Here is a 25,463-nt window from a genome sequence, read left to right as displayed (position 1 = left end):
CGCGCGCCCCGGAATGACAAGGTAACAGGCAACATGGTCGCGCTGCGTGGAAAAGAGATCGACGCCTTCCTCGCCCGCCCCGATGCGGGCCGCCCGATCATCCTGCTCTACGGTCCCGATGCCGGCCTGGTGCGCGAGCGCGCGGATGCGCTGATCGCCTCTGCCGTCGATGATCCCAACGATCCGTTCTCGCTGGTCAGGCTCGACGGTGACGAGCTCTCCGCCGAGCCCTCGCGCCTCGTCGACGAGGCCATGACGGTGCCGCTGTTCGGCGGCCGCCGCGCCATCCGCATTCGCGCCGGCTCGCGCAGCTTTGCCAGCGGCATCGATACGCTGGCGGAGATGTCGGTGAAAGATTGCCGCGTCGTAATCGAGGCCGGCGAGCTGCGCCCGGAATCGCCGCTGCGAAAAGCCTGCGAGAAGGCCAAGGCCGCGGTAGCGATCGGCTGCTATCCCGACACCGAGCGCGACCTTGCCAAGCTGATGGATGACGAATTGCGCATCGCAAATTTGCGCATCGCGCAGGACGCCCGCGCGGCGCTGATGTCGTTCCTCGGCGGCGACCGCCAGGCCTCGCGCAACGAGCTGCGCAAGCTGACGCTCTACGCCCACGGCAAAGGCGAGGTCACGCTGGACGACGTGATGGCCGTGGTCGCTGATGCGTCCGAGCTCAAGCTCGACCCGATCGTCGACGGGGCCTTTGCCGGACGGCCCGACATCGTCGAGACCGAATTCGCAAAGGCCATGATCGCCGGCACCTATCCCGGCGTGATCATCTCCGCCGCGCAGCGTCAGGCTGCGTGGCTGCACAAATCGGCGCTCGCAATCGCCGACGGCCAGCCTGCCTCCGCCGTGCTCGACGGCGGCTATCCGCGCCTGCATTTTTCACGTAAGCCCGCGGTCGAAACGGCGCTGCGAAATTTCAGCGTGGCGCGGCTCGCCGCCATCATCGAGCAGCTCGCGACCGCGGCGCTCGACACCCGCAAGCAATCCACGCTAGCCGCCGCCATCGCCCAGCGGACATTGATGGCGATCGCCGCGAACGCGAAGCGGCGGGGCTGAGCCACGCTGTCATCCCCGCGAACGCGGGAATCCATAACCACAGGAAGTCGTTTGGCGAAGACTTGCGGTCCGGTACTGCGCGCCCGGTCCGATCGATAAATCACGCGGTATGGGTCCCCGCGTTCGCGGGGATGACAGCGAGGGCTTGGCCTACAGCACGCCCTTCGCCAGCCGCTTCATCACTTCGTCGAGCTGATCGAGGTTGCTGTAGCTGATCTGGACCGAGCCGCCGGGATCGCGGTGATTGACGGTGACCTTGAGGCCGAGCGCGTCGCTGACGCGCTTTTCGAGATCGATCGTGTCGGGGTCCTTTTCCTTGCCGCCGGTGGCGCGCGCCTTTTGCGGCTTGCGCTCCGGTACGCCCTCTTCATGCGCGAGCGCTTCGGCCTGGCGGACGTTGAGGCCCTCCTCGACGATGCGCTTGGCGGCGGCGAGCGGATCGGGCACGCCGATCAGCGCGCGGGCGTGGCCTGCGGTCAGCTCACCGGTCGCGATGAAGGCCTGCACCTCGGCCGGCAGCTTCGTCAGCCGCATCATGTTGGCGACGTGGCTGCGGCTCTTGCCGACGACCTTTGCGATGTCGTCCTGGCTGCGTTTGAACTCGTTGGCGAGCGCATGATAACCCTGCGCCTCTTCCATCGGGTTGAGGTCCTCGCGCTGCACGTTCTCGACGATCGCGAACTCCAGCGCGTCGCTGTCGCTGATGTCGACCGGGACGATCGGCACTTCGTGCAGGCCGGCCATCTGCGAGGCGCGCCAGCGCCGTTCGCCGGCGATGATCTCAAAGCGGTCCTGTGCGCCCTTCACCGGACGCACCACGATCGGCTGGATCACGCCGTGCTGCCTGATCGACTCGCTGAGCTCCTTCAGCTCGGTGTCCGAAAAGGTGCGGCGCGGATTGCGCGGATTGGCCTTGATGAACTCGATCGGCACCTTGCGCTGCGCGCGCGGCCGATCGACATGCTGAGCCTCGCCGCCGACGTCACCGATCAGACTTGCAAGACCCCGGCCCAGTCGCGAACGCGCTTCGTCGGCCATCGCCAGCTCCCTTGGATTCACGGTGCAGCACTCCAGAACTGAATTTCGAATCGTAGAATCTTGGGGTGGGCAAAGCGAAGCGTGCCCACCGATCGTGTGTGGAAGACGGTGGGCACGGCGAAGACGCCTTTGCCCACCCTACGGCCTCGTCAATGCGTGACGCGCAGCTCGCGCTCGCGCTGGATCACTTCGGTGGCGAGCCGCAAATAGGCTTCGCTGCCGACGCATTTGAGATCGTAGACCAGCACCGGCTTGCCGTAGGACGGCGCTTCCGAGATGCGCACGTTGCGCGGGATCATGGTCTTGTAGACCTTCTCGCCCATGAACTGCCGGACGTCGGCGACGACCTGGTTGGAGAGGTTGTTGCGCGAGTCGAACATGGTCAGCACGATGCCGTGGATCGACAGGTTCGGATTGAGCGTCGAGCGCACCTGCTCCACGGTCTGCAGCAATTGCGACAGACCTTCGAGCGCGAAGAACTCGCACTGCAGCGGCACCAGGATCGCGTCCGACGCCGCCATCGCGTTCACCGTGAGCAGGTTGAGCGAGGGCGGGCAGTCGATCAGCACATAGGTGTAGTCGGCATCCGGCGAGACGTTGTTGTTGAGCGCACCGATGGCGTCGCGCAGCTTGAAGGCGCGGCCAGGCGTGGTGCCGAGCTCGAGCTCGAGGCCGGAGAGATCCATGGTCGAGGGCGCGATGTGCAGCCGCGGCACCGCGGTCGAGACCACGGCCTCGCGCAGCGGGGCTTCACCAATCAGCACGTCATAGGTCGAGCATGAGCGGTTGCGGCGATCGATGCCGAGGCCGGTCGAGGCGTTGCCCTGCGGATCGAGATCGACGATCAGGACACGCTCGCCGATCGCGGCGAGTGCGGTGCCAAGATTGATCGCTGTGGTTGTTTTCCCCACACCGCCCTTCTGATTCGCCAGCGCCAGGATGCGCGGATGGCCATGCGGCACCTCGCTGGTCGGTTCTTGGGTCGGTTCTTGGGTCTGCTCTTGCTGCGGCTCGTCAATCACGGTCATCGAAATTTCCCCACTCAACCCCTGAGCGCCTCAGCTGCGCCGTTCGGCGGCATCGAGCTCCACGATCCAGCCGTCACCCGTGCGGCTTTGGTGGAGTCGAGGCTCGATATTCCAATATTTAGCGGCTTCGGTCAATTCAGCCTCTACATCTTGACCCTTGAGAAATAACGCCTTTGCGCCTTGGCGCATCAGCGGCTCCGCAAAGCCGATGAGTTGATGTAGCGGAGCCAGCGCACGGGCGGTGACGCAATCGACGGGGCCGGTGATTCTATCCACATTATCCCCGATCTCAGCGAGATGTACGACTCCCGGAGATGTGGTGACGCGAACCGCTTCGCGCAGGAACGCCGCCTTCTTGGCGATTCGCTCGACGAGATGAATGCTCGCACCCGGCGTCCCGGCCATGGCGCAGGCCAGGACGACGCCGGGGAAGCCGCCGCCACTGCCGAGGTCGGCCCAGCGCTTTGCAGCGGGCGCGAGATCGACGAGCTGGAGCGAGTCGGCGATGTGCCGGGTCCAGAGCTGCGGCAGGGTCGAGGGCGCGACCAGATTGGTCTTGGCCTGCCACTCCCGCAGCAGCGCGATGTAGCGATCGAGCCGGGCTTCCGTTTCATGTGAAACGGGCGCGAGCTCGAGCGCCTCACGCTTGTCGGCAGCGATGACGGAATCGAGCGCCTGATCGTTGGCACTGGCTTTGTCGATCTTCGGCTTGGTCGGTCCCGGGTCAGATCGACGATGCGCGCCCTCGCCTGTCCCTGGTCGTCGCGTTAGCGGTCTGTCCCCGCCCGGTCCGCGCTGTTTCACGTGAAACGCCTATGCGATTGCCTTGGTGGATTTGCGTGCCTCACGCCGGAGATAGGCCGCGAGAATGCCGAGCGCTGCCGGCGTCATGCCGTCGATCCGGCCAGCCTGCCCGACGGTGAACGGCCGTGCCTTCTCCAGCTTGGCACGCACCTCGTTGGAGAGCCCGGGCACCTGCTGGTAATCGACCTCAGACAGCACCAGCCCCTCGTCGCGCCGGAAGGCCTCGACGTCGGCGCTCTGGCGATCGAGGTAGACATCGTACTTGGCGTCGATCTCGAGATGGGTGGCGATGACGGGATCGATGGCGGACAGCTCCGGCCAGATCGCGCGGACCTGGCTCCAGCCGATATCCGGATAGGCCATCAGCGAGAACGCCGACCGGCGCTGGCCATCCCGGTTCAGGGACAGTCCGTGCTTGATCGCTTCGTTCGGGGTGATCGCCAGCGACTTCGACAGCGCCCTGGCCGCGTTCAGGGCGTCCATCTTGGCGCGGTGATGCTGGGTCCGGGCACTGCCGACGCACCCCAAAGCGATCCCCTTCTCGGTCAGACGCTGATCGGCATTGTCCGCCCGCAAGGTCAGGCGATACTCGGCCCTGGAGGTGAACATCCGATAGGGCTCGCTGATCCCGCGGGTGACGAGGTCGTCGATCATCACACCAAGATAGCCGTCGGCACGGTCGAACACCGTCAATGCGGCCCCGCTCGCAGCCAGTGCCGCGTTCAGGCCGGCCACGATGCCCTGCCCGGCAGCCTCTTCGTATCCGGTGGTGCCGTTGATCTGTCCGGCCAGGAACAGGCCGCGGAGGCGCTTGGTCTGCAGGGTCGGATCGAGCTCGCGGGGATCGATGTGGTCGTATTCGATGGCATAGCCCGGCCGGACCATCTTCACTCGCTCAAGGCCGGGGATGCTGGCGAGGATCGCGAGCTGGACCTCCTCCGGCAGCGAGGTCGAGATGCCGTTGGGATAGACGGTGCTGTCGTCGAGGCCTTCCGGCTCCAGGAAGATCTGATGACCGTCACGATCGCCGAAGCGGACGATCTTGTCCTCGATGGAGGGGCAATAGCGGGGACCAGAGCTCTTGATCTGGCCGGAGTACATCGGGGAGCGATGGACATTGGCCCGGATCACCTCATGGGTCGCGGATGTGGTCCGGGTGATCCCGCACTGGATCTGCGGGGTGGTGATCCGCTCGGTCATCACCGAAAACGGCTCCGGCGGCTCGTCTCCGGGCTGCATTTCGACTGCGAACCAGTCGATCGTGGTGCCGTCGAGACGCGGCGGAGTGCCGGTCTTGAGCCGTCCAAGGGTGAAGCCGGCGCGCTCGAAGGAGCCGGAAAGACCCATCGCGGGCGCCTCTCCGACCCGGCCGGCCGGCCAGTTCTTCTCTCCGAGATGAATGAGACCACGGAGGAAGGTACCGGTGGTGACGACAACAGCCCCTGCCCGAAGCTCCCGGCCATCCGCCAGGCGCAGTCCGGTGACGCGGTTATCAACCACGATCAGCTCGTCAGCCTCGCCTTGGATGACGGAAAGACCCTCGGTTTCCCGGATCGCGGCCTGCATCGCAGCGGCATAAAGCTTCCGGTCGGCTTGGGCCCGAGGACCACGGACGGCGGGACCTTTGCGGCGATTGAGCACGCGAAACTGGATGCCGCCGGCATCGCCGACGCGACCCATCAGACCGTCCAGCGCATCGACTTCACGAACCAAATGACCCTTACCGAGGCCGCCGATCGCGGGATTGCAGGACATCGCACCGATGGTAGAGAAACGATGCGTCACCAGTGCGGTCGTTGCGCCCATCCGGGCAGACGCAGCCGCGGCTTCACAGCCGGCGTGGCCGCCGCCAATCACGATGACGTCGAAGCTCTTTCGCTCTGTTCGCATGTCCGGACTTCTAGCTCAGTGTCGGGAAAGCCGGAAGAAGAAACTGGCGAGGCATGTTTCACGTGAAACACGGACCAGGAGGCCGAAAGCGATTTCACGAAAACAACCCCATGCACAGTAGAATGGCCATTGAATTGTTTCGTGTTTCACGTGAAACGAAATCGGCATTCCACCCGGCAAGGTGACGACTGGGTGGATGTTGGATCCGATGATGGCCACAGGCATTGCGAGCGAAGCAATCCAGGATCCCTTTCTCGGAGGCAGCGTGGATTGCTTCGTCGCAGGGGCTCTTCGCAATAAGAGGCGAAAATAGGCCCTGGAATGGTCCTGGGACTCGCTTGAAGAGAGGAACTCCTATTCGCCCGGCCTTACTCTCCACCCAACCAGTGTTTCACGTGAAACATCCGGGCACCCAGACCGGACCGGACGAGGCGAAGGAGCCAAAGGCCCCAATTCACGCTTCACGCCACCCCGATTCCGAAGCGGGTTCCCGATCGATATCGAGATTAAAGCAGCGGGATGTTTCACGTGAGACAGAAGGAATGGAACAAGCGCTAGTTCTACAATGAAGAACTAGCCTTACTTTCCGATACAGAACTTTTGGAAGATGGCGCCGAGGACGTCTTCGACATCTACCCGGCCCAGCAATCGGCCCAAGGCGTAAGCGGCGGCGCGCAGCTCTTCGGCTGCAAGCTCCTCGCCGTCTTCTACAAGGTCCAGACTCCGGCGCAAGCTCTCCGACGTCCGGACCAACAGTTCCCTTTGGCGAGCCCGGGTCACCAGCGCGCCCTCGGTGGTTCCGAAAAACTCGGAAGCGAATTTCACCAGCGCATCGACCAGCTCGGGGATGCCATCACCCTGTCTCGCCGAGATCCCGAACTCGCTGCTCAACCTGCTAGCCCGGCCCCCGAGATCAATCTTGTTGCGGACGATCCAGACGGACCCCTCCGACCGATCGCCGCCTTCGGATTTCCGAAGGGAACGCAGCGCGTCCGGATTGACGGCTTGCTCGCTCTCCACCAGCCACAGCACGAGGTCAGCGTCCTCGGCCCGCGCTCGCGCGCGGCGCACGCCCTCCTGCTCGACCGGATCATCGGTCTCGCGGATGCCGGCGGTGTCGATCACCGTGACGGGATAGCCATCGAGATCGAGCTGGACCTCGATCACGTCGCGCGTCGTGCCGGCATGCGGCGAGACGATCGCGACCTCGCGGCGCGCGAGCTGATTCATCAGCGTCGACTTGCCGACATTCGGCTCGCCCGCGATCGCAACCACCAGGCCCTCACGCAGCCGTTCAGAATGTCCCTGTGCCGCAAGGACTTCTGTGATTTCATCGTGCAGGGCCTTGATCGCTTTCACCGCCGGCGACCTCAATTCCGCCGGCACATCGCCCTCGTCGGAAAAATCGATGCCGGCCTCGATCAGCGCCGAGGCCTCGATGATGCGCTCGCGCCAGTCGCGCGCGCGGTCACCGAGCAGGCCCTGCAGCTGGCGCAGCGCCTGGCGACGCTGGCGGTCGGTGTCGGCATGGATGAGATCGTCGAGGCCTTCGGCCTCGGTGAGATCGAGCTTGCCGTTCTCGAACGCGCGCCGCGTGAACTCGCCCGGCTCGGCGGCTCGAATATTCGGAATTATCGAAATTGCAGCGAACAGTACCGAGAGCACGGCGCGGCCGCCATGAACGTGGAATTCGGCGACGTCCTCGCCGGTCGCGCTGGCCGGCCCCGGAAACCACAGCACGACCGCATCGTCGATCGGCTGGCCCGCGCCGTCACGAAGCAGCCGGCGGCTGGCCTGCCTCGGCGCCGGCAGCTTCCCCGCCAAGGTCGTCAGCGCCAGACCGGCTTGCGGACCCGAGACGCGCACCACGGCGATCGCACTCGGCGCCCGGCCGGACGAGAGCGCAAAGATGGTCTGGTCTCGCGGATGCATGGCCTATTTGTCCGGCTCGCGACGAAAAGGCAAATGGGCCGCTCCCAGGACCGCGGCCGGTCCGTTTTGCTGCGCCCTTGCCGCAGCAAAGATCATGTTGCATCGCAATATAGATCCGGAAGTGTGCTGCAAAAACCTCGCCGTTTGGCATAGGTCCGCCAGCCGATGTCAAGCATTCTGTAGGTATATCAACATCTTCTGAGAAATCTGGATCTGCGCGTCGACACAGCTCCATGCTGCATCTACGCCGCAGCAAAGCCGCACAACGAAAAAGGGCGCCCGAAGGCGCCCTCTAATTTCTTGCTGCACCATGCTCAGGTGTTCATGGAGTCGAAGAACTCCGAATTGCTCTTGGTCGAGCGCAGCTTGTCGAGCAGGAAGTCGATCGCGTCCATCGTGCCCATCGGGTTGAGGATGCGGCGAAGCACGTACATCTTCTTGAGCACCTGCGGATCGGTGATGAGCTCCTCCTTGCGGGTGCCGGAGCGCGAGATGTCGATCGCCGGGAAGGTGCGCTTGTCCGAGACCTTGCGGTCCAGGATCAGTTCCGAGTTACCGGTGCCCTTGAACTCTTCGAAGATGACTTCGTCCATTCGGCTGCCGGTATCGACCAGCGCGGTCGCAATGATGGTCAGCGAGCCGCCCTCCTCGATGTTGCGGGCGGCACCAAAGAAGCGCTTCGGGCGCTGCAGCGCATTGGCGTCGACACCGCCGGTCAGCACCTTGCCGGATGACGGCACCACGGTGTTGTAGGCGCGGCCCAAACGCGTGATCGAATCGAGCAGGATCACGACGTCGCGGCCGTGCTCGACCAGACGCTTGGCTTTTTCGATCACCATCTCGGCGACCTGGACGTGACGCACCGCGGGTTCGTCGAAGGTCGACGACACGACCTCGCCCTTCACCGAGCGCTGCATGTCCGTGACTTCTTCCGGACGCTCGTCGATCAACAGCACGATCAGATAGCATTCGGGGTGATTGTGCGTGATCGAGTGCGCGATGTTCTGCATCAGCACGGTTTTACCCGTGCGCGGCGGCGCGACGATCAGTGCGCGCTGACCCTTGCCGATCGGCGCGACGATGTCGATCACGCGTGCAGAAAGGTCTTTCCGCGTCGGATCGTCGATTTCCATGCGGAAACGCTGATTCGGAAACAGCGGCGTGAGGTTGTCGAAATTGACCTTGTGCTTGGCCTTTTCCGGATCCTCGAAATTGAGCGTGTTGACCTTCAGCAGCGCGAAATAGCGTTCGCCCTCTTTCGGGCTACGGATGTGGCCTTCGATGGTGTCGCCGGTGCGCAGGCCGAAACGGCGGATCTGCGACGGCGAAACGTAAATGTCGTCCGGGCCCGGCAGATAATTCGCATCGGGCGAGCGGAGGAAGCCGAAGCCGTCGGAGAGAACCTCGACGACGCCCTGGCCGACAATATCGGTCTCGGCGAGCGCGAGCTGCTTGAGGATGGCGAACAGCAGCTCCTGCTTGCGCATGGTGCTGGCATTCTCGACCCCGTTCTCCTCCGCGAACGAGACGAGCTCGGCCGGCGTTTTGGACTTGAGGTCTTCGAGTTTAATTTCCCGCATTGGGGTGGTCCTGTGGGTAACCTTGGGAGGGGTGCGAGGAGGCTCTGAAATGCGGACGTGAGAAGATAAGGTCCGCAGGTCTGGCAAGGTTAAGTGCCGATGAGGCTTCAAACCTGATGCGGTGTCCGGCCTCTGGAAAGCTCAGACACAACCACATCCGCCTGCGTTGGGTGGGATATCGATAATATAGAAAATCGCTCCCTTCTCCGCAAGCCGAAGCGCTGAGCTAATCGTCGCGCGCCTTGCCTAGAACGGCTTCACGATCACCATGATGACGATGAGAATCATCAGGACGGTCGGCACCTCGTTGATAATTCTATAGAATTTCTGGGTCCGGGGGCGCCGGTCCGCGGCGAAATCCTTCAGCCAGCGGGAAAAAAAGCCGTGGACCGCGGACATCGCCAGGACCAATGCCAGTTTTACGTGCAGCCAGCCAAACGAGAACCAGTGGCCGGACCAGGCGAGATAGAGCCCGGCGAGCCAGGTGACGATCATGGCCGGGTTGATGATGGCCTTGAGCAGCCGACGTTCCATCACCTTGAACGTTTCCGACTGCTTCGAGCCGATTTCGGCCTCGCTGTGATAAACGAACAGCCGCGGCAGATAGAGCATGCCCGCCATCCAGGAGATGACGGCGATCACGTGCAGCGCCTTGATCCAGAGATAGACGTCTTCAAACATTTTCTGCGTCCGGATTTCTGAGCCAGCCGAGGGAACGCTGGGGATAGTAAGAACTCGTTAAGGTCTTGCCTGCACACATATCCGTCCGTAGCGCCTTCCTCAAATCTAGAATCTTAGATTCTTAAGGTTTGAGTCTATGTGACCGTGGATTGGACTCACACAATTCCGTCCGCACGTTCACGCGCGCTTGTTCACATCCATCAACATATCCCTGATCGCTGCGGCGATTTACGATAAGTCGGCCAGCTTCAAAGGCTTGCGCCTTTCTGTCGGCAGCTTATCAAGGGGGTTGTCCGCGCAATCCCGTTTCCCTGCAGCGAGGGCGCCGGACTTGTCCTGACGGGCAGCGGTGTGAAGAAAATTGGCACTTGTCCCGCCCCTGGTGTCGCGCAACCCTTTCCGAGGGGTTAAGCTCCACAGAAATCCACAATCCACACCGACGCCATACAAAGAGATTTTGTGCCAACCTCGAACAATTATTTCCATCTGCACCTCGTGTCCGACTCCACCGGCGAGACGCTGATCACCGTGGCACGCGCGGTTGCGGCCCAATACGCCAACGTCACCCCGGTCGAGCATGTCTATCCGCTGGTGCGCAGCCAGAAGCAGCTCGACCGCGTGCTCGACGAGATCGAGGAAGCGCCGGGGATCGTGCTGTTCACGCTACTGGAGAAGGACCTGGTCTCGAGGCTCGAGGACAAGTGCAAGGAGATCAATGTTCCGAGCCTGTCGATCATCGGCCCGGTGATGCAGCTGTTCGAAGCCTATCTCGGGGCTGCGACCACCGGCCGCGTCGGCGCCCAGCACGTCCTCAACGCGGAATATTTCAAGCGCATCGATGCGCTGAACTACACCATGATCCATGACGATGGTCAGCATGTCGAAGGTCTCGACGATGCCGACGTGGTGCTGGTCGGCGTGTCCCGCACTTCCAAGACGCCGACGTCGATTTATCTGGCCAATCGCGGCATCCGCACCGCCAACGTGCCGCTGGTTCCCGGCATTCCTGTGCCTTCGCAACTGGAGACGTTGACGCGGCCGCTGGTCGTCAGCCTGCACGCGACGCCGGAACGCCTGATCCAGATCCGTCAGAATCGCCTGCTTTCGATGGGGACCGACTCCGGCAACGACACCTATACCGACAGGCAGTCGGTCACCGAGGAAGTTGCGTTTGCGCGCAAGCTCAGTGCCAAGCATGATTGGCCGCTGCTGGATGTCACGCGACGCTCGATCGAGGAAACCGCGGCGGCGATCATGAAGCTCTACAGCGATCGCCAGCGCAACCGGCCTTCCGGATAGCTTTCGCGATGGGTCTGTGGCTCGGCAAACATCCGTTGATTCTGGCCTCGCAGAGCAAAGCCCGAAAAATGCTGCTGGCCAATGCCGGGCTGGAGTTCAAGGCTATTACCGCCGATATCGACGAGCGCGGTATTCAATTAGCTTCGGCGCTTTCAAATCCGCGCGAGATCGCACTGCTGCTGGCGCGCGAAAAGGCCAAGGCGATCTCGGCCAATCATCCCGGAAGCTACGTGATCGGGGCCGATCAGACACTGGCTCTTGGCAACCGTCTTTTCAACAAGCCCGCAGGCCGTCCGCAGGCATTGGCGCAATTGCGCGATCTCGCCGGCAACAGCCATGAGCTGAATTCCGCCGTGGCCGTGGCGCATGACGGCAAGATTGTTTTCGAAGACGTCGCGGTCGCACGTATGACCATGCGCGAAATGACCGAGGACGAGCTTTCAGCCTATCTGGACGCTGCCGGCGACGCCGTCACCACCAGCGTCGGGGCCTATCAGCTTGAAAGCCTGGGGATCCATCTGTTCGAGCGGATCGAGGGCGATCATTTCACCATTCTCGGCTTGCCGCTGCTGCCGCTGCTTGCGTTCCTGCGACGCGAACGGCTAGTTGCGGTGTGAATGACAGACAGGGCTGAGCGCCGATGCGGATCCTGGGACTGACCGGCTCGATCGGGATGGGGAAATCTACCACCGCGAAACTGTTCGCGGAGGCTGGCGTGCCCGTCTACGACGCCGATGCCGCCGTGCATCAGCTCTATGAAGGCGAAGCGGCGCCCGCCATCGAGGCCGCCTTTCCCGGCACCACTGTGAACGGCAAGGTGGACCGGCCAAAGCTGTCGGCGCGCGTCGTGCATGATCCCGCTGCCATCAAGCAGCTCGAGCAGATCGTCCATCCAATGCTCGGCGCGTCCCGGCAAAAGTTTTTTGCCGAGGCGGAAGCCGCCAAGGCGCCGGTCGTGGTGCTGGACATCCCGCTGCTGTTTGAGACCGGCGGCGAGAAGCGGGTCGACGCCGTGGTCGTGGTCTCGACCTCGCCGGAACTCCAGCGCGAGCGGGTGCTGGCGCGCGGTACCATGGACGAAGCCAAGCTCGACGCCATCATCGCCAAGCAGACGCCGGACGCCGAGAAGCGCAAGCGGGCCGATTTCGTGGTGGATACGTCACACGGACTTGACCCGGTGCGCGCGCAAATCGCCCACATCCTGGCCGAGGTCGTTAAGATGCCGCAGCGGCGAGCCTGATTCGCCGCCTCACACGGTTCTCAAGACGCTGCTCTCAAGCTACTGATCTCAAGACATGCGCGAAATCGTTCTCGATACCGAAACCACCGGCCTCGATCCGCTGCGCGGCGATCGTCTGGTCGAAATCGGCTGCGTCGAGATGCTCAACCGCATGCCGACGGGGCAGACGTATCACGTCTATATCAATCCCGAACGGGACATGCCGGCGGAAGCCTTTGCGGTGCATGGTTTGTCGGCCGAATTTCTGTCGACCAAGCCGCTGTTCCACGAGGTCGTCGATGCGTTTCTGGAGTTCATCGGCGATGCGCCGCTGGTGATCCACAACGCCTCGTTCGACATCGGCTTCATCAATGCCGAGCTCGACAAGATCAAGCGCGCGGCGATCCCGCGCGAACGGCTGGTCGATACGCTGCTGCTGGCGCGGCGCAAGCATCCCGGCGTGTCCAACCGGCTCGATGACCTCTGCTCGCGCTATGCGATCGACAATTCACACCGCACCAAGCACGGCGCGCTGCTGGATGCAGAGCTGCTGGCCGAGGTCTATGTCGATCTGGTCGGGGCGCGGCAGTCGCAGCTGCTTCTGGCGTCGGACGCTCAGGAGATTCGGGTGAATGCGGCTGGCGATGCGCCGCGGCGGCAGCGGCTGGTGCCGCTCGCGCCGCGGGTTTCCGATGCCGAGCGTGAGGCCCACAAGGCCTTCATCGCAACGCTCGGCGACAAGGCGATCTGGAACGAGTTTTTGCCCGCTCCAGCTCCTCCGGCTGGTTAGGCCTGGCCGCTCGGCTGAGCGGCCATTTGCCGCTCCATGTTCTGGCGGTAGAGACCGACGAAGTCGACCGGATCCAGCATCAGGGGCGGGAACCCGCCGTCGCGCACCGCGGTCGCGATGATCTCGCGGGCGAACGGGAACAGCAGGCGCGGGCACTCGATCATGACCAGCGGATGCAGATTCTCCTTCGGCACGTTGGCGATGCGGAACACGCCGGCATAGGCGAGCTCGAACGAGAACATGATCTTGCCCGCGGTCTCGGCCTTGCCTTCGACCGACAACGTCACCTCGAACTCCTGTTCGCTGAGATTGTTGGCGCTGACATTGATCTGGATGTTGATCTGGGGAGGCTGGCTCTGCTGCTGGAGCGAGCTGGGCGCGTTCGGATTTTCGAACGAAAGGTCCTTGGTATATTGCGCCAGCACGTTGAGCTGGGGAGCCTGGGCCGCCTCGGGAGGGGTGCCGTTACCATTGGTCATGAGAGTCTCTCCTTACCCGATTTGGGCTGAATTTCGCGGCGGTTGGCTAACATAGGGCCGCCTCATTCCACAAGGACGAACGGTCCCGGAGGCGGATTCCGGCCGCGTCGCAACCGCCGCGTTCATCCCGCCTTTTCCGCAAAACTGCGCCTTAAATGATTGAAGATGCGCGATTTCCGGGCAGGATCGGGTTTCCCCTTAAGCATAAAACGCGCTACACTCGGTGCTGTGCCAAAAGGCGCCATTGGCCGGGCAAGATTTCGTGCCTACATCCCACGGACCTGACGTGGACCTAAAATGGTGATGTAGACTTGCCGTTCCCGTATGGAACGGTCTACTGGCCGGATTGATTTTCCCGGCGACGACCCCAAAGCGAAGACCCAGAGCAAAGACCAGAAAGCGAATCCGACGTGGACATCTACACCATCATCTTCCTGGCGCTGGCGGTCTTCATCTTTCTGCGGCTGCGCAGCGTGCTCGGGCAGCGTACCGGCAACGAGCGGCCGCCGTTCGATCGGACCGCCGCTCGCAATGCGCTCGGGGGTGCCCAGGACAACAACGTCGTGACCATGCCGGGCAAGGTGATCGACCAGGCCCCGCTGGCGCCGACGGCCGAGCCGACCCCGCCCTCCGATCGCTGGAAGGGCCTGACCGAGCCGGGCACCGCGCTTGCGCAGGGCCTGGATGCCATCGTCGACAAGGATGCCACGTTCGACCCGCGCCATTTCATCTCGGGCGCCCGCGGTGCCTACGAGATGATCGTGCTGGCCTTTGCCAATGGCGACCGCCGCGCGCTGCGCGACCTGTTGTCCTCGGACGTCTATGACAGCTTCGAGGCCGCGATCAAGGAACGCGAGAAGAACGAGCAGAAGACCGAGACCCGCTTCGTCTCGATCGACAAGGCCGAACTCGTCGGCGCCGAGCTGCGCGACCGTACCGCCCAGCTCACGATTCGCTTCGTCTCGCAGATGATCTCGGCCACCCGAGACAAGGCCGGCAATATCGTCGACGGCAGCGCCGACACGGTCGCCGACATCACCGACATCTGGACTTTCGCCCGCGACGTCACCTCTCGCGATCCGAACTGGAAGCTGGTTGGCACCGGAAGCGCGAATTAAGGTCTATCTGAAGACCGGCGCGACGGCGCTTTGCGCAGGTGTCGTCGTGCTGTCGTCGTTTTCGCTCGGCGCCGAGGCCGCGCGGCGCCACTATCGCAGCCATCACCATCATCCCCCGCAATTGCCTGCGGCTCCGCCGCGGGCCTTGCCCTATCCGCAGCTCCCGCTGCCGTTCGAAATTCCGGGCGCGCAATATCTGCCGCTGGCCTGGGCGGACGTGAAGGGCTGGAGCGATGACAATCATCTCGCGGCGTACAAGACGTTCCGCGCCAGCTGCAAGCCGATCAATGCACAAACCGGCGCGGCCGAGCCGAAAGCCTTGGGAGGTTCGCTGAGCGAGCCTTGCCGGGCGGCGAAATCGCTCGATCTCACCGACGACGCCAAAGCAAAGACCTTCTTCGAGGAGAATTTCGCGCCGCTGCGGATCTCCCGCCTCGGCGAGCCCGACGGTTTCGTCACCGGCTATTACGAGCCGGTGCTGGATGGATCGCGCACGCCGACCGACGTCTACAACGTTCCGGTCTATCGCCGCCCCTCGAATCTGTTCGTGCGTGGCTACAAGCAGGATTCGGTCAGCCTGCCCAACAAGGGCCCGGTCTATCGCAAGATCGGCCGCCGCAAGCTGGTGCCCTATTACGACCGCGGCGAGATCGAGGACGGCAAGATCGCCGGCCGCGGGCTGGAGATCGCCTGGCTGAAGGATCCGACCGATCTGCTGTTCGCGCAGATCCAGGGCTCGGCGCGGATCAAGTTCGACGACGGCGGCACGGTCCGGCTGAATTACGACGCCTATAACGGCTATCCCTACACTGCCGTCGGGCGCGTCCTGATCGAGCGCGGCATCATTCCGAAGGAAGAGATGTCGATGCAGAAGATCAGGGAGTGGATGGCGCAAAATCCTGACGGTGCCAAGGATCTGCGCCGCCAGAACCGCGCCTATATTTTCTTCCGAGAGGTCAACCTCTCCGACAAGGACGAGGCGGTGGGCGCGCAGGGTATCCCGCTGACGGCGGGACGCTCGATCGCGGTGGACAAGGCGCTGCATGTCTACGGCACGCCGTTCTTCATTGAGGGCGAGCTGCCGATCGAGTCCGAACGCTCGAAGACACCGTTCCATCGGCTGATGATCGCGCAGGATACCGGCTCGGCCATCATCGGTCCCGCGCGCGCCGATCTGTTTTTCGGCGCAGGCCAGGAGGCCGGCCGCATCTCGGGGCGACTGCGCCATCCCATGCATTTCGTGATGCTGGTGCCGAAGGGCCTCGATCCCTCGGCACGCGGCGCCCGGCTGCCGCTGCCTGATCCGCGCCCCTCGGAGAAGATCGCCAAGCTGTTTCCGCAAACCGACCCCGGGAAGGGGACGGCGAAGCCGGCCGCTGCCGCCGGCCCCGCGGAAACCAAGAGCGACACCGTCGCCATCGCGGGTCCAGTCCCGCTGCCGGCGCCGCGTCCCGTGATCGAGCCCGCTTCCGAATCCCAGCGGCCAGTGAAGAAACGGCCCCATCGGCAGCAATGAAGCGATCGTCCCGTCCGCCCGTGCTGGAGCCTCGCCCCTCGCCGCGCCGCCGCGCGCTGAGCGAGGAGGAGCGCGAGCTGTGGGAAGTCGTTGCCAAACAGGTCAAGCCGCTGAGGAAGCACCGCGCGGCGAAGGCGCATGCCGCTCCGCGCACCGAGCCTTTGCCCGCAGCACCCGTCACGCGGCCTGCGTCATCGCCACGGCCGGTCGCCGCTGCACCGGCGCCGCGCGCCGCAAAACCGGCCGTCCCGCCCTTGGCGCCGCTCGGCAAGCGCGAGCGCACAAAGCTGTCGCGCGGCCGCAGCGAGATCGAGGCGCGGCTCGATCTGCACGGCATGACCCAGACGCGCGCGCATCGCGCCCTGACCGGCTTCCTGCACCGCGCCCATCACGACGGCCTGACCTTCGTCCTCGTCATCACCGGCAAGGGCCGCAGCGGCGGCGAAAGCGGCGTGCTGCGCCGCCTGGTGCCGGAATGGCTGAGCCTGCCGGAATTCCGCGCCTTCGTCGTCGGCTTCGAGACGGCGCATATCGGCCATGGCGGCGAGGGCGCGCTGTATGTGCGGATCAGGCGGGCGAGGTTTTAAGACCTGAAACGATGAGACTCGACACGCGCTCCGGCGAAAGTGCGTTCCCTCCCCCACAAGGGGGGAGGGAACGGAGAGAGCATCGCTGTTGGCCATACTCGATTTGACTTCAACCAGTGCTCTAGAACGGCCGGATGATTCCAACGCGCGGGATCAGCGTGAGGATCAGGCCGAAGATATTCGTTTTCTGATCCTCCGTCGGGATCAGCGCTGTCTCCTGCGCGGCCGGCAGCATCTTCACGGCATGCAGGAGCAGGAACATGCAGACCGCCCAGTTCGAGATCCAGCGCGAATAGTCGAACACCATCGCAAACATCACGAGATAGGCGAGGCTGATTCCGATCAGTGCCGCGAGCACGAGGCGGCGGTGCGTCTCGCTTGCGAGCGCGCCGATGAGCTTCGCGAAGAAACGCCACAGCGGCGTGTGCAGCCAGATCAGCAGCGCGAACACGGGCACGCCGAGGACGTTGTGCGGCAGGCGCCCCCAGGTGTCCGAGACCTCCTTGGACAGCGGCTGGTACCAGATGTAGGCAAATTGCAGCAGATCGGTTCGCGAGGGATCGGCCATCCGGCTCTTCAGATAGGCGACGAAATCCGCTTCGGGGATCGGCATCGTTCCCAAAAATTGCGCCGCAAAGAACAGCACCGCGACAATGAGCAGGGCGACGATGCCGAAGGCGATATTGCCGCGATTGAGCCCGCAGGCGAGATAGTGCCTGATCACGACGATGGTGACGATCGTCGGCACATACATCAGCAGATGAATGTGGTGGATCAGCACGAGGACGATCGAGAACATCGCGGCCAAAGCCACGAACAGCAGCGACCCAGCCGGCATCAGCAGCAGAACGAGCGCCAGCGCACAGCCATAGATGTCGAAATGGCCGAGCGTGTGCATGAAGTTCTTGAGGAAGAACGGCGAGCCCGCAATGAAGACGAACAGCGGCAGCGTTTTCGCGGTGAAGCCAAAGCTCTTCTGAAACAGCCTTGCGTACAGGGCCAGCGTCACCAGCCACGTCACCCCGCCGATCGCGAACACCGACCAGACCGGCACCTTGTCCGTGACCAGCGCGACGGTGGCACCGATCAGCGCGCGCTTGATGAACCCGAAATGGTAGTCGACCACGAGATGGATGTAAGGGACGTAAGGCGGCAGCTGGATCTTGTGAATGAACACGCCGACGATGACCGCCGCGTTGATCGCGAGCAGGAGTCGCCAGGGGTTGTTCTGGATCGGAGCGATCACGCAGCACCCGGGCTGGCGCGATCGACCTCCGCCGTCGTCCCGGGCAAGCGAAGCGCGAGCCGGGACCCATAACCACAGGAGGTTATTTGAGGCAGGGCTGGAGCTACTATCTGTTTCAACAAGGACCGCTGGTGGTTATGGGTCCCTGCTTTCGCAGGGACGACAACCGATTGATAGCGTGCCAGGCCAAAATTACAAAATGAACCGGCTGAGATCGGCGTTCTTGGCGAGATCACCCACGTGCTTCTGCACGAAATCCGCATCCACCTTGACGGTCTCGCCGCTGCGGTCGGGGGCGGTGAAGGAGATCTCGTCCAGCACCCGCTCCATCACGGTCTGCAGCCGCCGCGCGCCGATGTTCTCGACGGTGGAATTGACGGCGACCGCGACGTCGGCGAGCGCGTCGATGGCGCCGTCGGTGATGTCGAGCGTCACGCCCTCGGTCTGCATCAAGGCGACATATTGCTTGATCAGCGAGGCCTCGGGCTCGGTCAGGATGCGGCGCATGTCGTCGCGGGTCAGCGCCTGCAGCTCGACGCGGATCGGCAGGCGGCCCTGCAATTCCGGCAGCAGGTCCGACGGCTTTGCGACGTGGAAGGCGCCGGAGGCGATGAACAGGATGTGGTCGGTCTTGACCGCGCCGTGCTTGGTCGAGACCGTGGTGCCCTCGATCAAGGGCAACAGATCGCGCTGCACGCCCTCGCGCGAGACGTCGCCGGCCGCACGGCCCTCGCGCGCGCAGATCTTGTCGATCTCGTCGAGAAACACGATGCCGTTGTTCTCGACCGCGTTGATCGCCTCCAGCGTCAGCTGATCGGTGTCCAGCAGCTTGTCGGACTCCTCGTTGACGAGGATCTCGTGCGAGCCTTCGACCGTCAGCCGCCGCGTCTTGCTGCGGCCCCCTAACTTGCCGAAGATGTCGCCGATCGAGATCGCGCCCATCTGCGCGCCCGGCATGCCCGGGATCTCGAACATCGGCATGCCGCTGCCGCCGCCTTGCGTCTCGATCTCGATTTCCTTGTCGTTGAGCTCGCCGGCACGCAGCTTCTTGCGGAAGGATTCACGCGTCGCCGCGCTGGCATTGGCGCCGACCAGCGCATCGAGCACGCGCTCCTCGGCGGCGAGCTGCGCGCGGGCGTGCACGTCCTTGCGCTTCTTCTCGCGGACCTGGGCGATTGCGACCTCGACGAGATCGCGCACGATCTGCTCGACGTCGCGGCCGACATAACCGACCTCGGTGAATTTGGTCGCTTCCACCTTCAGGAACGGCGCATTCGCGAGCTTGGCCAGCCGCCGCGCGATTTCCGTCTTGCCGACGCCGGTGGGGCCGATCATCAGGATGTTCTTCGGCAGCACCTCTTCGCGCAGCGAGCCTTCGAGCTGCTGCCGGCGCCAGCGGTTGCGCAGCGCGATCGAGACGGCGCGCTTGGCGTCGGCTTGGCCGACGATGAAACGGTCGAGTTCGGAAACGATTTCACGGGGAGAGAAGTCTGTCATGTCTGTCTAGCTAGGGCGGGAGGCGGTCAAGGACAAGTCGCTTTTTAGGTCAGATGATGGGCGGGCCGGATTGCCATTGCTTCACCGCCTCGATCGGATGGATCAGCATCAGGATATTGAGCGTCAGATTGTCGCGAATGTGCAGCGCCAGCATGATCTCGAAGGCGAGGCCGATCAGGATCGTCGCTGATACGGGCAGAACGCGCGCGACGAGGAACCCGAGCATCATGGCCAGATTGTCGGAGACCGAATTGACGATGCTGTCGCCGAAATAATCCAGCGAGATCGTGCCGGCGCGGTAGCGCTCGATGATGAAGGGCGAGTTCTCGACGATCTCCCAGGCGCCTTCGATCAGCATGGCGATGATCAGTCGAGCCGGCCAGGATAGAGACAGCAACGGCAATCGCGCGAACAGCAGCCAGGTCAGGCCATAGAACAGGAAGCCGTGCAGAACATGGGAAAAGGTGTACCAGTCGGCGATGTGCTGGGAGTTCTCCGAGCTGTTCACCACGCCGTGCCACAGCTTGACATAGCCGCAGGTGCAGATCGGCACCCGCCCCATGCCGAACAGGATCGCAGCCTGCAGCGCCAGCAGCAACAGCGCGATGCCCGCCCAGGCGATCGGCGGAAACGCCGTCTTGGCGGTGGAAGTCGCGGCAAGCGTCATGGGTCTCGGATCATCAGGAGTGCGGGACCATCGGGCGTAACGATCTCGTGCTGCGGCACGAATCCAGCTTTCTCATAGGCACGAATTGCGCGCGGATTGGCGGGGCTGGGGTCGATCACGATGCGCGGCACGCCGCGGGCAAAGAGCTGATCGATGAAAGCGCGAATGAAAGCCGAGCCGTGGCCGCATCCGACCATGTCGGCCTCGCCGATGAATTGATCGAGGCCGCGGGTGCCCACGGGCTGCGAGCCGAAGCTGACATGCCAATCGCCGATCTGGTAGCACTGCAGATAGGCGAAAGACCGACCGTCAAGGCTGACGATGAACTGCGCCAAGTCAGGATGCTCGAGGTCGCCGCTGACGAACTCGAGCGTCTCCGGATCATGCCACCATTCGGCGACATGCGGCGCGTCCAGCCAGCGCCGGATCATCGGCAGATCGGCCTCGGCCATCGGGCGGAAGGTGTGGGCGGGCGCCATGGCCTATCCCGCTGCCAGGCTCTCGATCGTCAAATTCCGGTTGGTGTAGACGCAGATGTCGGCGGCGATGTCGAGGGAGCGGCGGACGATGGTCTCGGCGTCCTTGTCGGTGTCGAGCAGGGCCCGTGCCGCCGCCAGCGCGTAATTGCCGCCGGAGCCGATCGCCATGACGCCGGCCTCGGGTTCGAGCACGTCGCCGGTGCCGGTCAGCACCAGGGAGACGTCCTTGTCGGCCACGATCATCATGGCCTCCAGCCGCCGCAAATAACGGTCGGTGCGCCAGTCCTTGGCCAGCTCGACCGCGGCCCGGGTCAGCTGCCCCGGATATTGCTCGAGTTTGGCTTCCAACCGCTCAAACAGCGTGAAGGCGTCGGCGGTCGCGCCGGCAAAGCCGCCGATCACATCGCCCTTGCCGAGCTTGCGGACCTTTTTAGCGTTGGACTTGATCACGGTCTGGCCGATCGAGACCTGGCCATCGCCGCCGACCACCACTTTGCCGCCCTTGCGCACCGTCAAAATCGTGGTGCCGTGCCAGCCCGGCGAGCTGTTCTGGGAATCCTGCATGAAGTACCTCGTTGTCCGGCCTGATTTAGGCGGTCGGGGGCAAGGGGACAACCAGGGCACAACGGGCCGCTCCGGCCCCAATTTGCTCACCATAGGTGGAAGTGCCGGCCTGCCAAGGCGATCCCGCGGTAGCGAAGGCGTCATTTGGCTGTTAAAAGACCGGCGTTTTCGGCCCCCGAGCCAGATGAGAGCTAGTTTCAATGCGCACCGCGACGATCAAGCGCAAGACCAAGGAAACCGACATCGAGGTCTCCGTGAACCTCGATGGCACCGGCGTGGCCAATATCGCGACCGGCATCGGCTTTTTCGACCATATGCTCGATCTCCTCGCCCGCCATTCCCGCATCGACCTCACGGTCAAGGCGGTGGGCGATCTGCACATTGATTACCACCATACCACCGAGGACACCGGCATCGCGCTCGGCCAGGCGGTCAAGCAGGCGCTCGGCAACATGGCGGGCATCACCCGCTATGCCGGCGTGCACATGCCGATGGACGAGACGCTGTCGCGCGTGGTCATCGACATCTCGGGCCGCCCGTTCCTGGTGTTCAAGGCCGACTTCCCCCGCGACAAGATCGGCGAGTTCGACACCGAGCTGGTGCGCGAGTGGTTCCAGGCCTTCGCCATGAATGCCGGCGTGACTCTCCACGTCGAGACCCTATATGGCGATAACAGCCACCATATCGCCGAGTCCTGCTTCAAGGGTCTGGCGCGGGCGCTGCGCACCGCGGTCGCGATCGATCCGAAAGCGGCGGGAGAAATCCCGTCCACCAAGGGCTCGCTCGGCGGCTGACGTCTTTCGGCCAGCGGCTGCGCGCCGCTTGCGGCATCACTGAATTCCTAGGAACGGGGCATCACCATGCCTGTCTACACAGTTCATGCTCCCTCCCCTGCCGGAGCCGATCTGCGCGCGACCGACAAGTTCGTGTTCGTGCGCGACGGATTCCATTTCTGGGCGATGATCCTCGGTCCGTTCTGGCTGCTGTGGAATCGGCTGTGGCTGGCGCTGATCGGCTGGGTGGTTTTCGTCGCAGCGTTCAACGCCGGACTGTCGAGCCTCGGCGTCGGACGGGGCTCGATCTTCTTCGCCGATCTCATCGTCGCGCTGCTGATGGGCTTCGAGGCCTCGAGCCTCCGCCGCTGGACGCTGTCGCGCGGCAAATGGCGGCAGCTCGACGTGGTGGTTGGCGATGACGAGGACACCGCCGAGCGTCGCTTCTTCGAGCGCTGGAGCCAGAAGCAGCACGGCATCGTCAACGATCAATGGGCCGTCGATCGCGGCGGCCCGCCGCCGACCCGCAGCGTGCCGGGTCAGCCATTCTCGAATCCGCCGCCGATTCCGGCCGGCGGCATCATCGGGTTGTTTCCAGAACCGGGAGGGTCAAGATGAGCGTCGCCATCATCGATTACGGTTCTGGCAATCTGCATTCCGCCGCCAAGGCGTTCGAGCGCGCCGCGCGCAGCCTCGAAAATCCGCAAAAGGTTTTCGTCACCAGCGATCCCGATCAGGCCTACGAGGCTGACCGTCTGGTGCTGCCGGGCGTCGGCGCCTTCGCCGATTGCCGGCGCGGGCTCGATGCCGTCAATGGCATGGTCGAGGCGATCACCGAAGCGGTGCGGGTCAAGGCGCGGCCGTTCTTCGGCATCTGCGTCGGCATGCAGCTGATGGCGACCCGCGGCAAGGAGCACGTCACGACCGATGGCCTGAACTGGATCGGCGGCGACGTCGAGAAGATCACGCCGCGCGACGAGAGCTTGAAGATTCCGCACATGGGCTGGAACACGCTCGACGTACTGCAGGAACATCCGGTGCTGAACAGGCTGCCGCTCGGCCCGAAAGGCCAGCACGCTTATTTCGTGCACTCCTACCACCTCAATGCCGCCAACGAGGCGGACGTGCTCGCGCGCGCCGATTACGGCGGGCCTGTCACCGCGATCGTCGGCAAGGACACCGCGATCGGCACCCAATTCCACCCCGAGAAGAGCCAGCGCTTTGGCCTCGCTCTGATCTCGAACTTTTTGCGATGGAAACCGTGATCCTCTTTCCCGCGATCGATCTCAAGAACGGCCAATGCGTGCGCCTCGAGCAAGGCGACATGGCGCGCGCGACCGTGTTCAACCTCAATCCTGCCGCGCAGGCGCAGAGCTTCGTCGAGCAGGGCTTTGAGTATCTCCATGTCGTCGATCTCGATGGCGCCTTCGCCGGCAAGCCGGTGAATGCCGAGGCCGTCGAGGCGATGCTGAAGACGGTCAAGATTCCGGTGCAGCTCGGTGGCGGCATTCGCGATCTCGCGACCGTTGAAGCCTGGCTCGACAAGGGCATCACCCGCGTCATCATCGGCACCGCCGCGGTGCGCGATCCGGAGCTGGTGAAGGCTGCGGCGAAAAAATTCCCCGGCCGCGTCGCGGTCGGGCTCGACGCCCGCGACGGCAAGGTCGCGGTCGAAGGCTGGGCCGAGACCTCGCAGGTCACGGTGCTGGAGATCGCAAAGCGCTTCGAGGATGCCGGCGTTGCCGCCATCATCTTCACCGACATCGCGCGCGACGGCCTGCTCAAGGGCCTGAACCTCGATGCGACCATCGCGCTGGCCGACGCCATCTCGATTCCCGTGATCGCCTCAGGCGGCCTCGCCTCGATCGAAGATGTGAAAGCCATGCTGACACCGCGCGCGAAAAAGCTCGCTGGCGCGATCGCCGGCCGCGCGCTCTATGACGGCCGGCTCGATCCCGCCGCCGCCCTCACCTTGATCCGCAACGCGCGCGCGCCTGGGAGCTGACACATGTTCAAGGTGCGCGTGATCCCCTGCCTCGACGTCAAGGACGGACGGGTCGTCAAGGGCGTCAACTTCGTTGATCTCAGAGATGCCGGCGACCCCGTCGAAGCCGCGATCGCCTATGACGCCGCCGGCGCAGACGAACTCACCTTCCTCGACATCACCGCGACCCATGAGAATCGCGGCATCATGCTGGACGTGGTCCGGCGCACGGCGGAGGCCTGCTTCATGCCTGTGACCGTCGGCGGCGGCGTGCGTGAGGTCAACGACATCAAGACGCTGCTGCGCGCCGGCGCCGACAAGGTCTCGATCAACAGCGCCGCAGTATCCCGGCGCGAGTTCGTCAAGGAAGCGGCCGAGAAATTCGGCGAGCAATGCGTCGTGGTTGCGATCGATGCCAAGCGCGTCAAGCGCCCCGGCGGCGACCGTTGGGAGATCTTCACCCATGGCGGTCGCAATTCGACCGGCATCGACGCCATCGAATATGCCCAGGAAGTGGTCTCGCTCGGCGCCGGCGAGATCCTGCTGACCTCGATGGATCGCGACGGCACGAGGCAGGGCTTCGACATCCCGCTGACCCGGGCGATCGCCGACAGCGTTGCCGTGCCCGTGATCGCCTCAGGCGGCGTCGGCAATCTCGACCACCTCGTCGACGGTATCCGCGACGGCCACGCCACGGCCGTGCTGGCCGCCTCGATCTTCCATTTCGGGGAATTCACCATCCGCGAAGCCAAGGAGCACATGGCCCGGCGCGGACTGGCCATGCGCCTCGATGCCTGACGACTCCCGTTCGTAAAAGTGCTACATGAGGTAGCGGGGAATGGCCTCCGTGGCCAAGTGTGTTGCCAAGCGTGTTTCCGAGTAATTCCGATGCCGCGTTTCACGATCCACGATCTGGCCGAGACCATCGACGCCCGCGCGGCGGCCGGCGGCGAAGCGTCCTATACCCGCAAGCTCCTCGACAAGGGCGCAGAGCATTGCGCCAAGAAGTTCGGTGAGGAAGCAGTCGAAACCGTAATCGCAGCAGTCGAAAACGATCGCGCGCATCTGATCGCCGAGAGTGCCGACCTGCTCTATCACTTCCTTGTCTTGCTGAAGGCCCGCGGCGTAAAGCTGGAAGAGGTGGAAGCGGCGCTCGACAAGCGTACGAATATGTCAGGGCTGGAAGAGAAAGCGTCGCGTAAGGGCTAGTATAAGCCCCAAGGGAAAGGT

The 25,463-nt window shown here is 63.8% G+C and carries 27 protein-coding genes; 14 read left to right on the top strand and 13 right to left on the bottom strand.

The annotated features are described in order from the left end of the window. Nucleotides 1-33: 33 nt before the first annotated feature. Nucleotides 34-1,062 carry a DNA polymerase III subunit delta gene (gene holA, locus XI03_RS32815; protein ID WP_028139370.1) on the top strand — a complete coding sequence of 343 codons (1,029 nt, stop codon included), beginning with the start codon at nt 34-36 and terminating at the stop codon, nt 1,060-1,062. Between the two features lie 150 nt (nt 1,063-1,212). On the opposite strand, the gene XI03_RS32810 is transcribed toward holA, so the two are convergent. The 7 genes from XI03_RS32810 to hemJ form a co-directional block, all read right to left on the bottom strand. Further along, nucleotides 1,213-2,100, bottom strand: coding sequence for a ParB/RepB/Spo0J family partition protein (locus tag XI03_RS32810; RefSeq protein ID WP_028139371.1), 888 nt, complete (start codon nt 2,098-2,100; stop codon nt 1,213-1,215). A gap of 149 nt (nt 2,101-2,249) precedes the next feature. Continuing rightward, complete coding sequence (locus XI03_RS32805; RefSeq protein ID WP_018323546.1) at nt 2,250-3,128, bottom strand: ParA family protein; 879 nt, start codon at nt 3,126-3,128, stop codon at nt 2,250-2,252. A 30-nt stretch (nt 3,129-3,158) separates the two neighbouring features. Continuing rightward, nucleotides 3,159-3,788 carry a 16S rRNA (guanine(527)-N(7))-methyltransferase RsmG gene (gene rsmG, locus XI03_RS32800; protein ID WP_442869770.1) on the bottom strand — a complete coding sequence of 210 codons (630 nt, stop codon included), beginning with the start codon at nt 3,786-3,788 and terminating at the stop codon, nt 3,159-3,161. 153 nt (nt 3,789-3,941) lie between these two features. Beyond that, nucleotides 3,942-5,822 (bottom strand): tRNA uridine-5-carboxymethylaminomethyl(34) synthesis enzyme MnmG, encoded by a 1,881-nt coding sequence (gene mnmG, locus XI03_RS32795; protein WP_271594409.1) that lies wholly within the window; start codon nt 5,820-5,822, stop codon nt 3,942-3,944. A 579-nt stretch (nt 5,823-6,401) separates the two neighbouring features. Then, complete coding sequence (gene mnmE, locus XI03_RS32790) at nt 6,402-7,754, bottom strand: tRNA uridine-5-carboxymethylaminomethyl(34) synthesis GTPase MnmE (protein WP_271594408.1); 1,353 nt, start codon at nt 7,752-7,754, stop codon at nt 6,402-6,404. 314 nt (nt 7,755-8,068) lie between these two features. Then, nucleotides 8,069-9,334 (bottom strand): transcription termination factor Rho, encoded by a 1,266-nt coding sequence (rho, locus tag XI03_RS32785; protein ID WP_008133567.1) that lies wholly within the window; start codon nt 9,332-9,334, stop codon nt 8,069-8,071. Nucleotides 9,335-9,580: 246 nt separating this feature from the next. Further along, complete coding sequence (gene hemJ / locus XI03_RS32780) at nt 9,581-10,015, bottom strand: protoporphyrinogen oxidase HemJ (protein WP_028139375.1); 435 nt, start codon at nt 10,013-10,015, stop codon at nt 9,581-9,583. A 459-nt stretch (nt 10,016-10,474) separates the two neighbouring features. Here hemJ and XI03_RS32775 point away from each other — a divergent pair, with 459 nt between their 5' ends. Genes XI03_RS32775 through dnaQ form a run of 4 tightly spaced genes read left to right on the top strand, consistent with a single transcriptional unit; the run spans nt 10,475 to nt 13,323 of the window. Next, a complete protein-coding gene (locus tag XI03_RS32775; RefSeq protein ID WP_018323540.1) occupies nt 10,475-11,314 on the top strand; it encodes a pyruvate, water dikinase regulatory protein in 840 nt (279 codons plus the stop codon). Nucleotides 11,315-11,322: 8 nt separating this feature from the next. Continuing rightward, complete coding sequence (locus XI03_RS32770; protein ID WP_271594407.1) at nt 11,323-11,931, top strand: Maf family nucleotide pyrophosphatase; 609 nt, start codon at nt 11,323-11,325, stop codon at nt 11,929-11,931. A gap of 23 nt (nt 11,932-11,954) precedes the next feature. Continuing rightward, the gene (coaE, locus tag XI03_RS32765; RefSeq protein WP_028139377.1) at nt 11,955-12,554 is read left to right on the top strand and encodes a dephospho-CoA kinase; all 600 of its coding nucleotides are present in this window, start codon (nt 11,955-11,957) and stop codon (nt 12,552-12,554) included. A 55-nt stretch (nt 12,555-12,609) separates the two neighbouring features. Further along, nucleotides 12,610-13,323: a DNA polymerase III subunit epsilon gene (dnaQ, locus tag XI03_RS32760; RefSeq protein WP_028139378.1), complete on the top strand. Its 714-nt coding sequence runs from the start codon at nt 12,610-12,612 to the stop codon at nt 13,321-13,323. Here the strand turns inward: dnaQ and secB are convergent. Beyond that, nucleotides 13,320-13,802 carry a protein-export chaperone SecB gene (secB, locus tag XI03_RS32755; RefSeq protein ID WP_018323536.1) on the bottom strand — a complete coding sequence of 161 codons (483 nt, stop codon included), beginning with the start codon at nt 13,800-13,802 and terminating at the stop codon, nt 13,320-13,322. The two genes, dnaQ and secB, sit on opposite strands and share 4 nt — an antisense overlap. 410 nt (nt 13,803-14,212) lie before the next feature. Between secB and XI03_RS32750 the strand changes: the two genes are divergently transcribed. Genes XI03_RS32750 through XI03_RS32740 form a run of 3 tightly spaced genes read left to right on the top strand, consistent with a single transcriptional unit; the run spans nt 14,213 to nt 17,023 of the window. Continuing rightward, a complete protein-coding gene (locus XI03_RS32750; RefSeq protein ID WP_028139379.1) occupies nt 14,213-14,920 on the top strand; it encodes a Tim44/TimA family putative adaptor protein in 708 nt (235 codons plus the stop codon). Then, nucleotides 14,898-16,436: a murein transglycosylase A gene (gene mltA, locus XI03_RS32745; protein ID WP_271594406.1), complete on the top strand. Its 1,539-nt coding sequence runs from the start codon at nt 14,898-14,900 to the stop codon at nt 16,434-16,436. The genes XI03_RS32750 and mltA overlap by 23 nt, the downstream gene beginning before the upstream one ends. Then, the gene (locus tag XI03_RS32740) at nt 16,433-17,023 is read left to right on the top strand and encodes a Smr/MutS family protein (RefSeq protein ID WP_038948660.1); all 591 of its coding nucleotides are present in this window, start codon (nt 16,433-16,435) and stop codon (nt 17,021-17,023) included. The genes mltA and XI03_RS32740 overlap by 4 nt, the downstream gene beginning before the upstream one ends. Nucleotides 17,024-17,144: 121 nt before the next feature. Here the strand turns inward: XI03_RS32740 and XI03_RS32735 are convergent, their stop codons facing one another. The 5 genes from XI03_RS32735 to hslV form a co-directional block, all read right to left on the bottom strand. After that, nucleotides 17,145-18,269, bottom strand: a complete 1,125-nt coding sequence (locus tag XI03_RS32735; RefSeq protein ID WP_271594405.1) for a hypothetical protein — start codon at nt 18,267-18,269, stop codon at nt 17,145-17,147. Between the two features lie 192 nt (nt 18,270-18,461). Further along, complete coding sequence (hslU, locus tag XI03_RS32730; protein WP_028139383.1) at nt 18,462-19,766, bottom strand: ATP-dependent protease ATPase subunit HslU; 1,305 nt, start codon at nt 19,764-19,766, stop codon at nt 18,462-18,464. Nucleotides 19,767-19,815: 49 nt separating this feature from the next. Further along, nucleotides 19,816-20,433: a DUF2585 domain-containing protein gene (locus XI03_RS32725; protein WP_271594404.1), complete on the bottom strand. Its 618-nt coding sequence runs from the start codon at nt 20,431-20,433 to the stop codon at nt 19,816-19,818. Then, the gene (locus XI03_RS32720; RefSeq protein ID WP_271594403.1) at nt 20,430-20,912 is read right to left on the bottom strand and encodes a GNAT family N-acetyltransferase; all 483 of its coding nucleotides are present in this window, start codon (nt 20,910-20,912) and stop codon (nt 20,430-20,432) included. The genes XI03_RS32725 and XI03_RS32720 overlap by 4 nt, the downstream gene beginning before the upstream one ends. Before the next feature lie 3 nt (nt 20,913-20,915). Then, the gene (hslV, locus tag XI03_RS32715; RefSeq protein WP_018323528.1) at nt 20,916-21,476 is read right to left on the bottom strand and encodes an ATP-dependent protease subunit HslV; all 561 of its coding nucleotides are present in this window, start codon (nt 21,474-21,476) and stop codon (nt 20,916-20,918) included. A 200-nt stretch (nt 21,477-21,676) separates the two neighbouring features. On the opposite strand from hslV, the gene hisB reads away from it, so the two are divergent. The 6 genes from hisB to XI03_RS32685 all read left to right on the top strand — a co-directional run bounded on the left by hisB (nt 21,677) and on the right by XI03_RS32685 (nt 25,442). Then, a complete protein-coding gene (hisB, locus tag XI03_RS32710; protein ID WP_018323527.1) occupies nt 21,677-22,270 on the top strand; it encodes an imidazoleglycerol-phosphate dehydratase HisB in 594 nt (197 codons plus the stop codon). Between the two features lie 66 nt (nt 22,271-22,336). Further along, complete coding sequence (locus XI03_RS32705) at nt 22,337-22,867, top strand: DUF2628 domain-containing protein (RefSeq protein WP_028139386.1); 531 nt, start codon at nt 22,337-22,339, stop codon at nt 22,865-22,867. Continuing rightward, entirely contained in the window at nt 22,864-23,514 is a 651-nt protein-coding gene (gene hisH, locus XI03_RS32700) for an imidazole glycerol phosphate synthase subunit HisH (RefSeq protein WP_028139387.1), read from the top strand. The genes XI03_RS32705 and hisH overlap by 4 nt, the downstream gene beginning before the upstream one ends. Beyond that, on the top strand, nt 23,511-24,254 hold the full coding sequence (gene hisA / locus XI03_RS32695) for a 1-(5-phosphoribosyl)-5-[(5-phosphoribosylamino)methylideneamino]imidazole-4-carboxamide isomerase (RefSeq protein ID WP_028139388.1): 744 nt from the start codon (nt 23,511-23,513) through the stop codon (nt 24,252-24,254). Before hisH ends, hisA begins: the two co-directional genes overlap by 4 nt. 3 nt (nt 24,255-24,257) lie before the next feature. Then, on the top strand, nt 24,258-25,031 hold the full coding sequence (hisF, locus tag XI03_RS32690; protein WP_018323523.1) for an imidazole glycerol phosphate synthase subunit HisF: 774 nt from the start codon (nt 24,258-24,260) through the stop codon (nt 25,029-25,031). A 90-nt stretch (nt 25,032-25,121) separates the two neighbouring features. Continuing rightward, entirely contained in the window at nt 25,122-25,442 is a 321-nt protein-coding gene (locus tag XI03_RS32685; protein WP_018323522.1) for a phosphoribosyl-ATP diphosphatase, read from the top strand. The last annotated feature ends 21 nt before the right edge of the window (nt 25,443-25,463 follow it).

Origin of the sequence: Bradyrhizobium sp. CCBAU 65884 (assembly GCF_028128835.1) — a bacterium.
Taxonomy (GTDB): domain Bacteria; phylum Pseudomonadota; class Alphaproteobacteria; order Rhizobiales; family Xanthobacteraceae; genus Bradyrhizobium; species Bradyrhizobium ottawaense.
The sequence above is the reverse complement of the archived record's forward strand: the minus strand, read 5'-3'. Positions and strand labels throughout refer to the sequence as shown.

Coding starts and splice junctions, on each gene's coding strand:
- holA (WP_028139370.1), top strand. CDS start 34: ATGGTCGCGCTGCGTGGAAAAGAGATCGACGCCTTCCTCGCCCGCCCC.
- XI03_RS32810 (WP_028139371.1), bottom strand. CDS start 2,100: ATGGCCGACGAAGCGCGTTCGCGACTGGGCCGGGGTCTTGCAAGTCTG.
- XI03_RS32805 (WP_018323546.1), bottom strand. CDS start 3,128: ATGACCGTGATTGACGAGCCGCAGCAAGAGCAGACCCAAGAACCGACC.
- mnmG (WP_271594409.1), bottom strand. CDS start 5,822: ATGCGAACAGAGCGAAAGAGCTTCGACGTCATCGTGATTGGCGGCGGC.
- mnmE (WP_271594408.1), bottom strand. CDS start 7,754: ATGCATCCGCGAGACCAGACCATCTTTGCGCTCTCGTCCGGCCGGGCG.
- rho (WP_008133567.1), bottom strand. CDS start 9,334: ATGCGGGAAATTAAACTCGAAGACCTCAAGTCCAAAACGCCGGCCGAG.
- hemJ (WP_028139375.1), bottom strand. CDS start 10,015: ATGTTTGAAGACGTCTATCTCTGGATCAAGGCGCTGCACGTGATCGCC.
- XI03_RS32770 (WP_271594407.1), top strand. CDS start 11,323: ATGGGTCTGTGGCTCGGCAAACATCCGTTGATTCTGGCCTCGCAGAGC.
- coaE (WP_028139377.1), top strand. CDS start 11,955: ATGCGGATCCTGGGACTGACCGGCTCGATCGGGATGGGGAAATCTACC.
- dnaQ (WP_028139378.1), top strand. CDS start 12,610: ATGCGCGAAATCGTTCTCGATACCGAAACCACCGGCCTCGATCCGCTG.
- secB (WP_018323536.1), bottom strand. CDS start 13,802: ATGACCAATGGTAACGGCACCCCTCCCGAGGCGGCCCAGGCTCCCCAG.
- XI03_RS32740 (WP_038948660.1), top strand. CDS start 16,433: ATGAAGCGATCGTCCCGTCCGCCCGTGCTGGAGCCTCGCCCCTCGCCG.
- hslU (WP_028139383.1), bottom strand. CDS start 19,766: ATGACAGACTTCTCTCCCCGTGAAATCGTTTCCGAACTCGACCGTTTC.
- XI03_RS32725 (WP_271594404.1), bottom strand. CDS start 20,433: ATGACGCTTGCCGCGACTTCCACCGCCAAGACGGCGTTTCCGCCGATC.
- XI03_RS32720 (WP_271594403.1), bottom strand. CDS start 20,912: ATGGCGCCCGCCCACACCTTCCGCCCGATGGCCGAGGCCGATCTGCCG.
- hslV (WP_018323528.1), bottom strand. CDS start 21,476: ATGCAGGATTCCCAGAACAGCTCGCCGGGCTGGCACGGCACCACGATT.
- hisB (WP_018323527.1), top strand. CDS start 21,677: ATGCGCACCGCGACGATCAAGCGCAAGACCAAGGAAACCGACATCGAG.
- XI03_RS32705 (WP_028139386.1), top strand. CDS start 22,337: ATGCCTGTCTACACAGTTCATGCTCCCTCCCCTGCCGGAGCCGATCTG.
- hisH (WP_028139387.1), top strand. CDS start 22,864: ATGAGCGTCGCCATCATCGATTACGGTTCTGGCAATCTGCATTCCGCC.
- hisF (WP_018323523.1), top strand. CDS start 24,258: ATGTTCAAGGTGCGCGTGATCCCCTGCCTCGACGTCAAGGACGGACGG.
- XI03_RS32685 (WP_018323522.1), top strand. CDS start 25,122: ATGCCGCGTTTCACGATCCACGATCTGGCCGAGACCATCGACGCCCGC.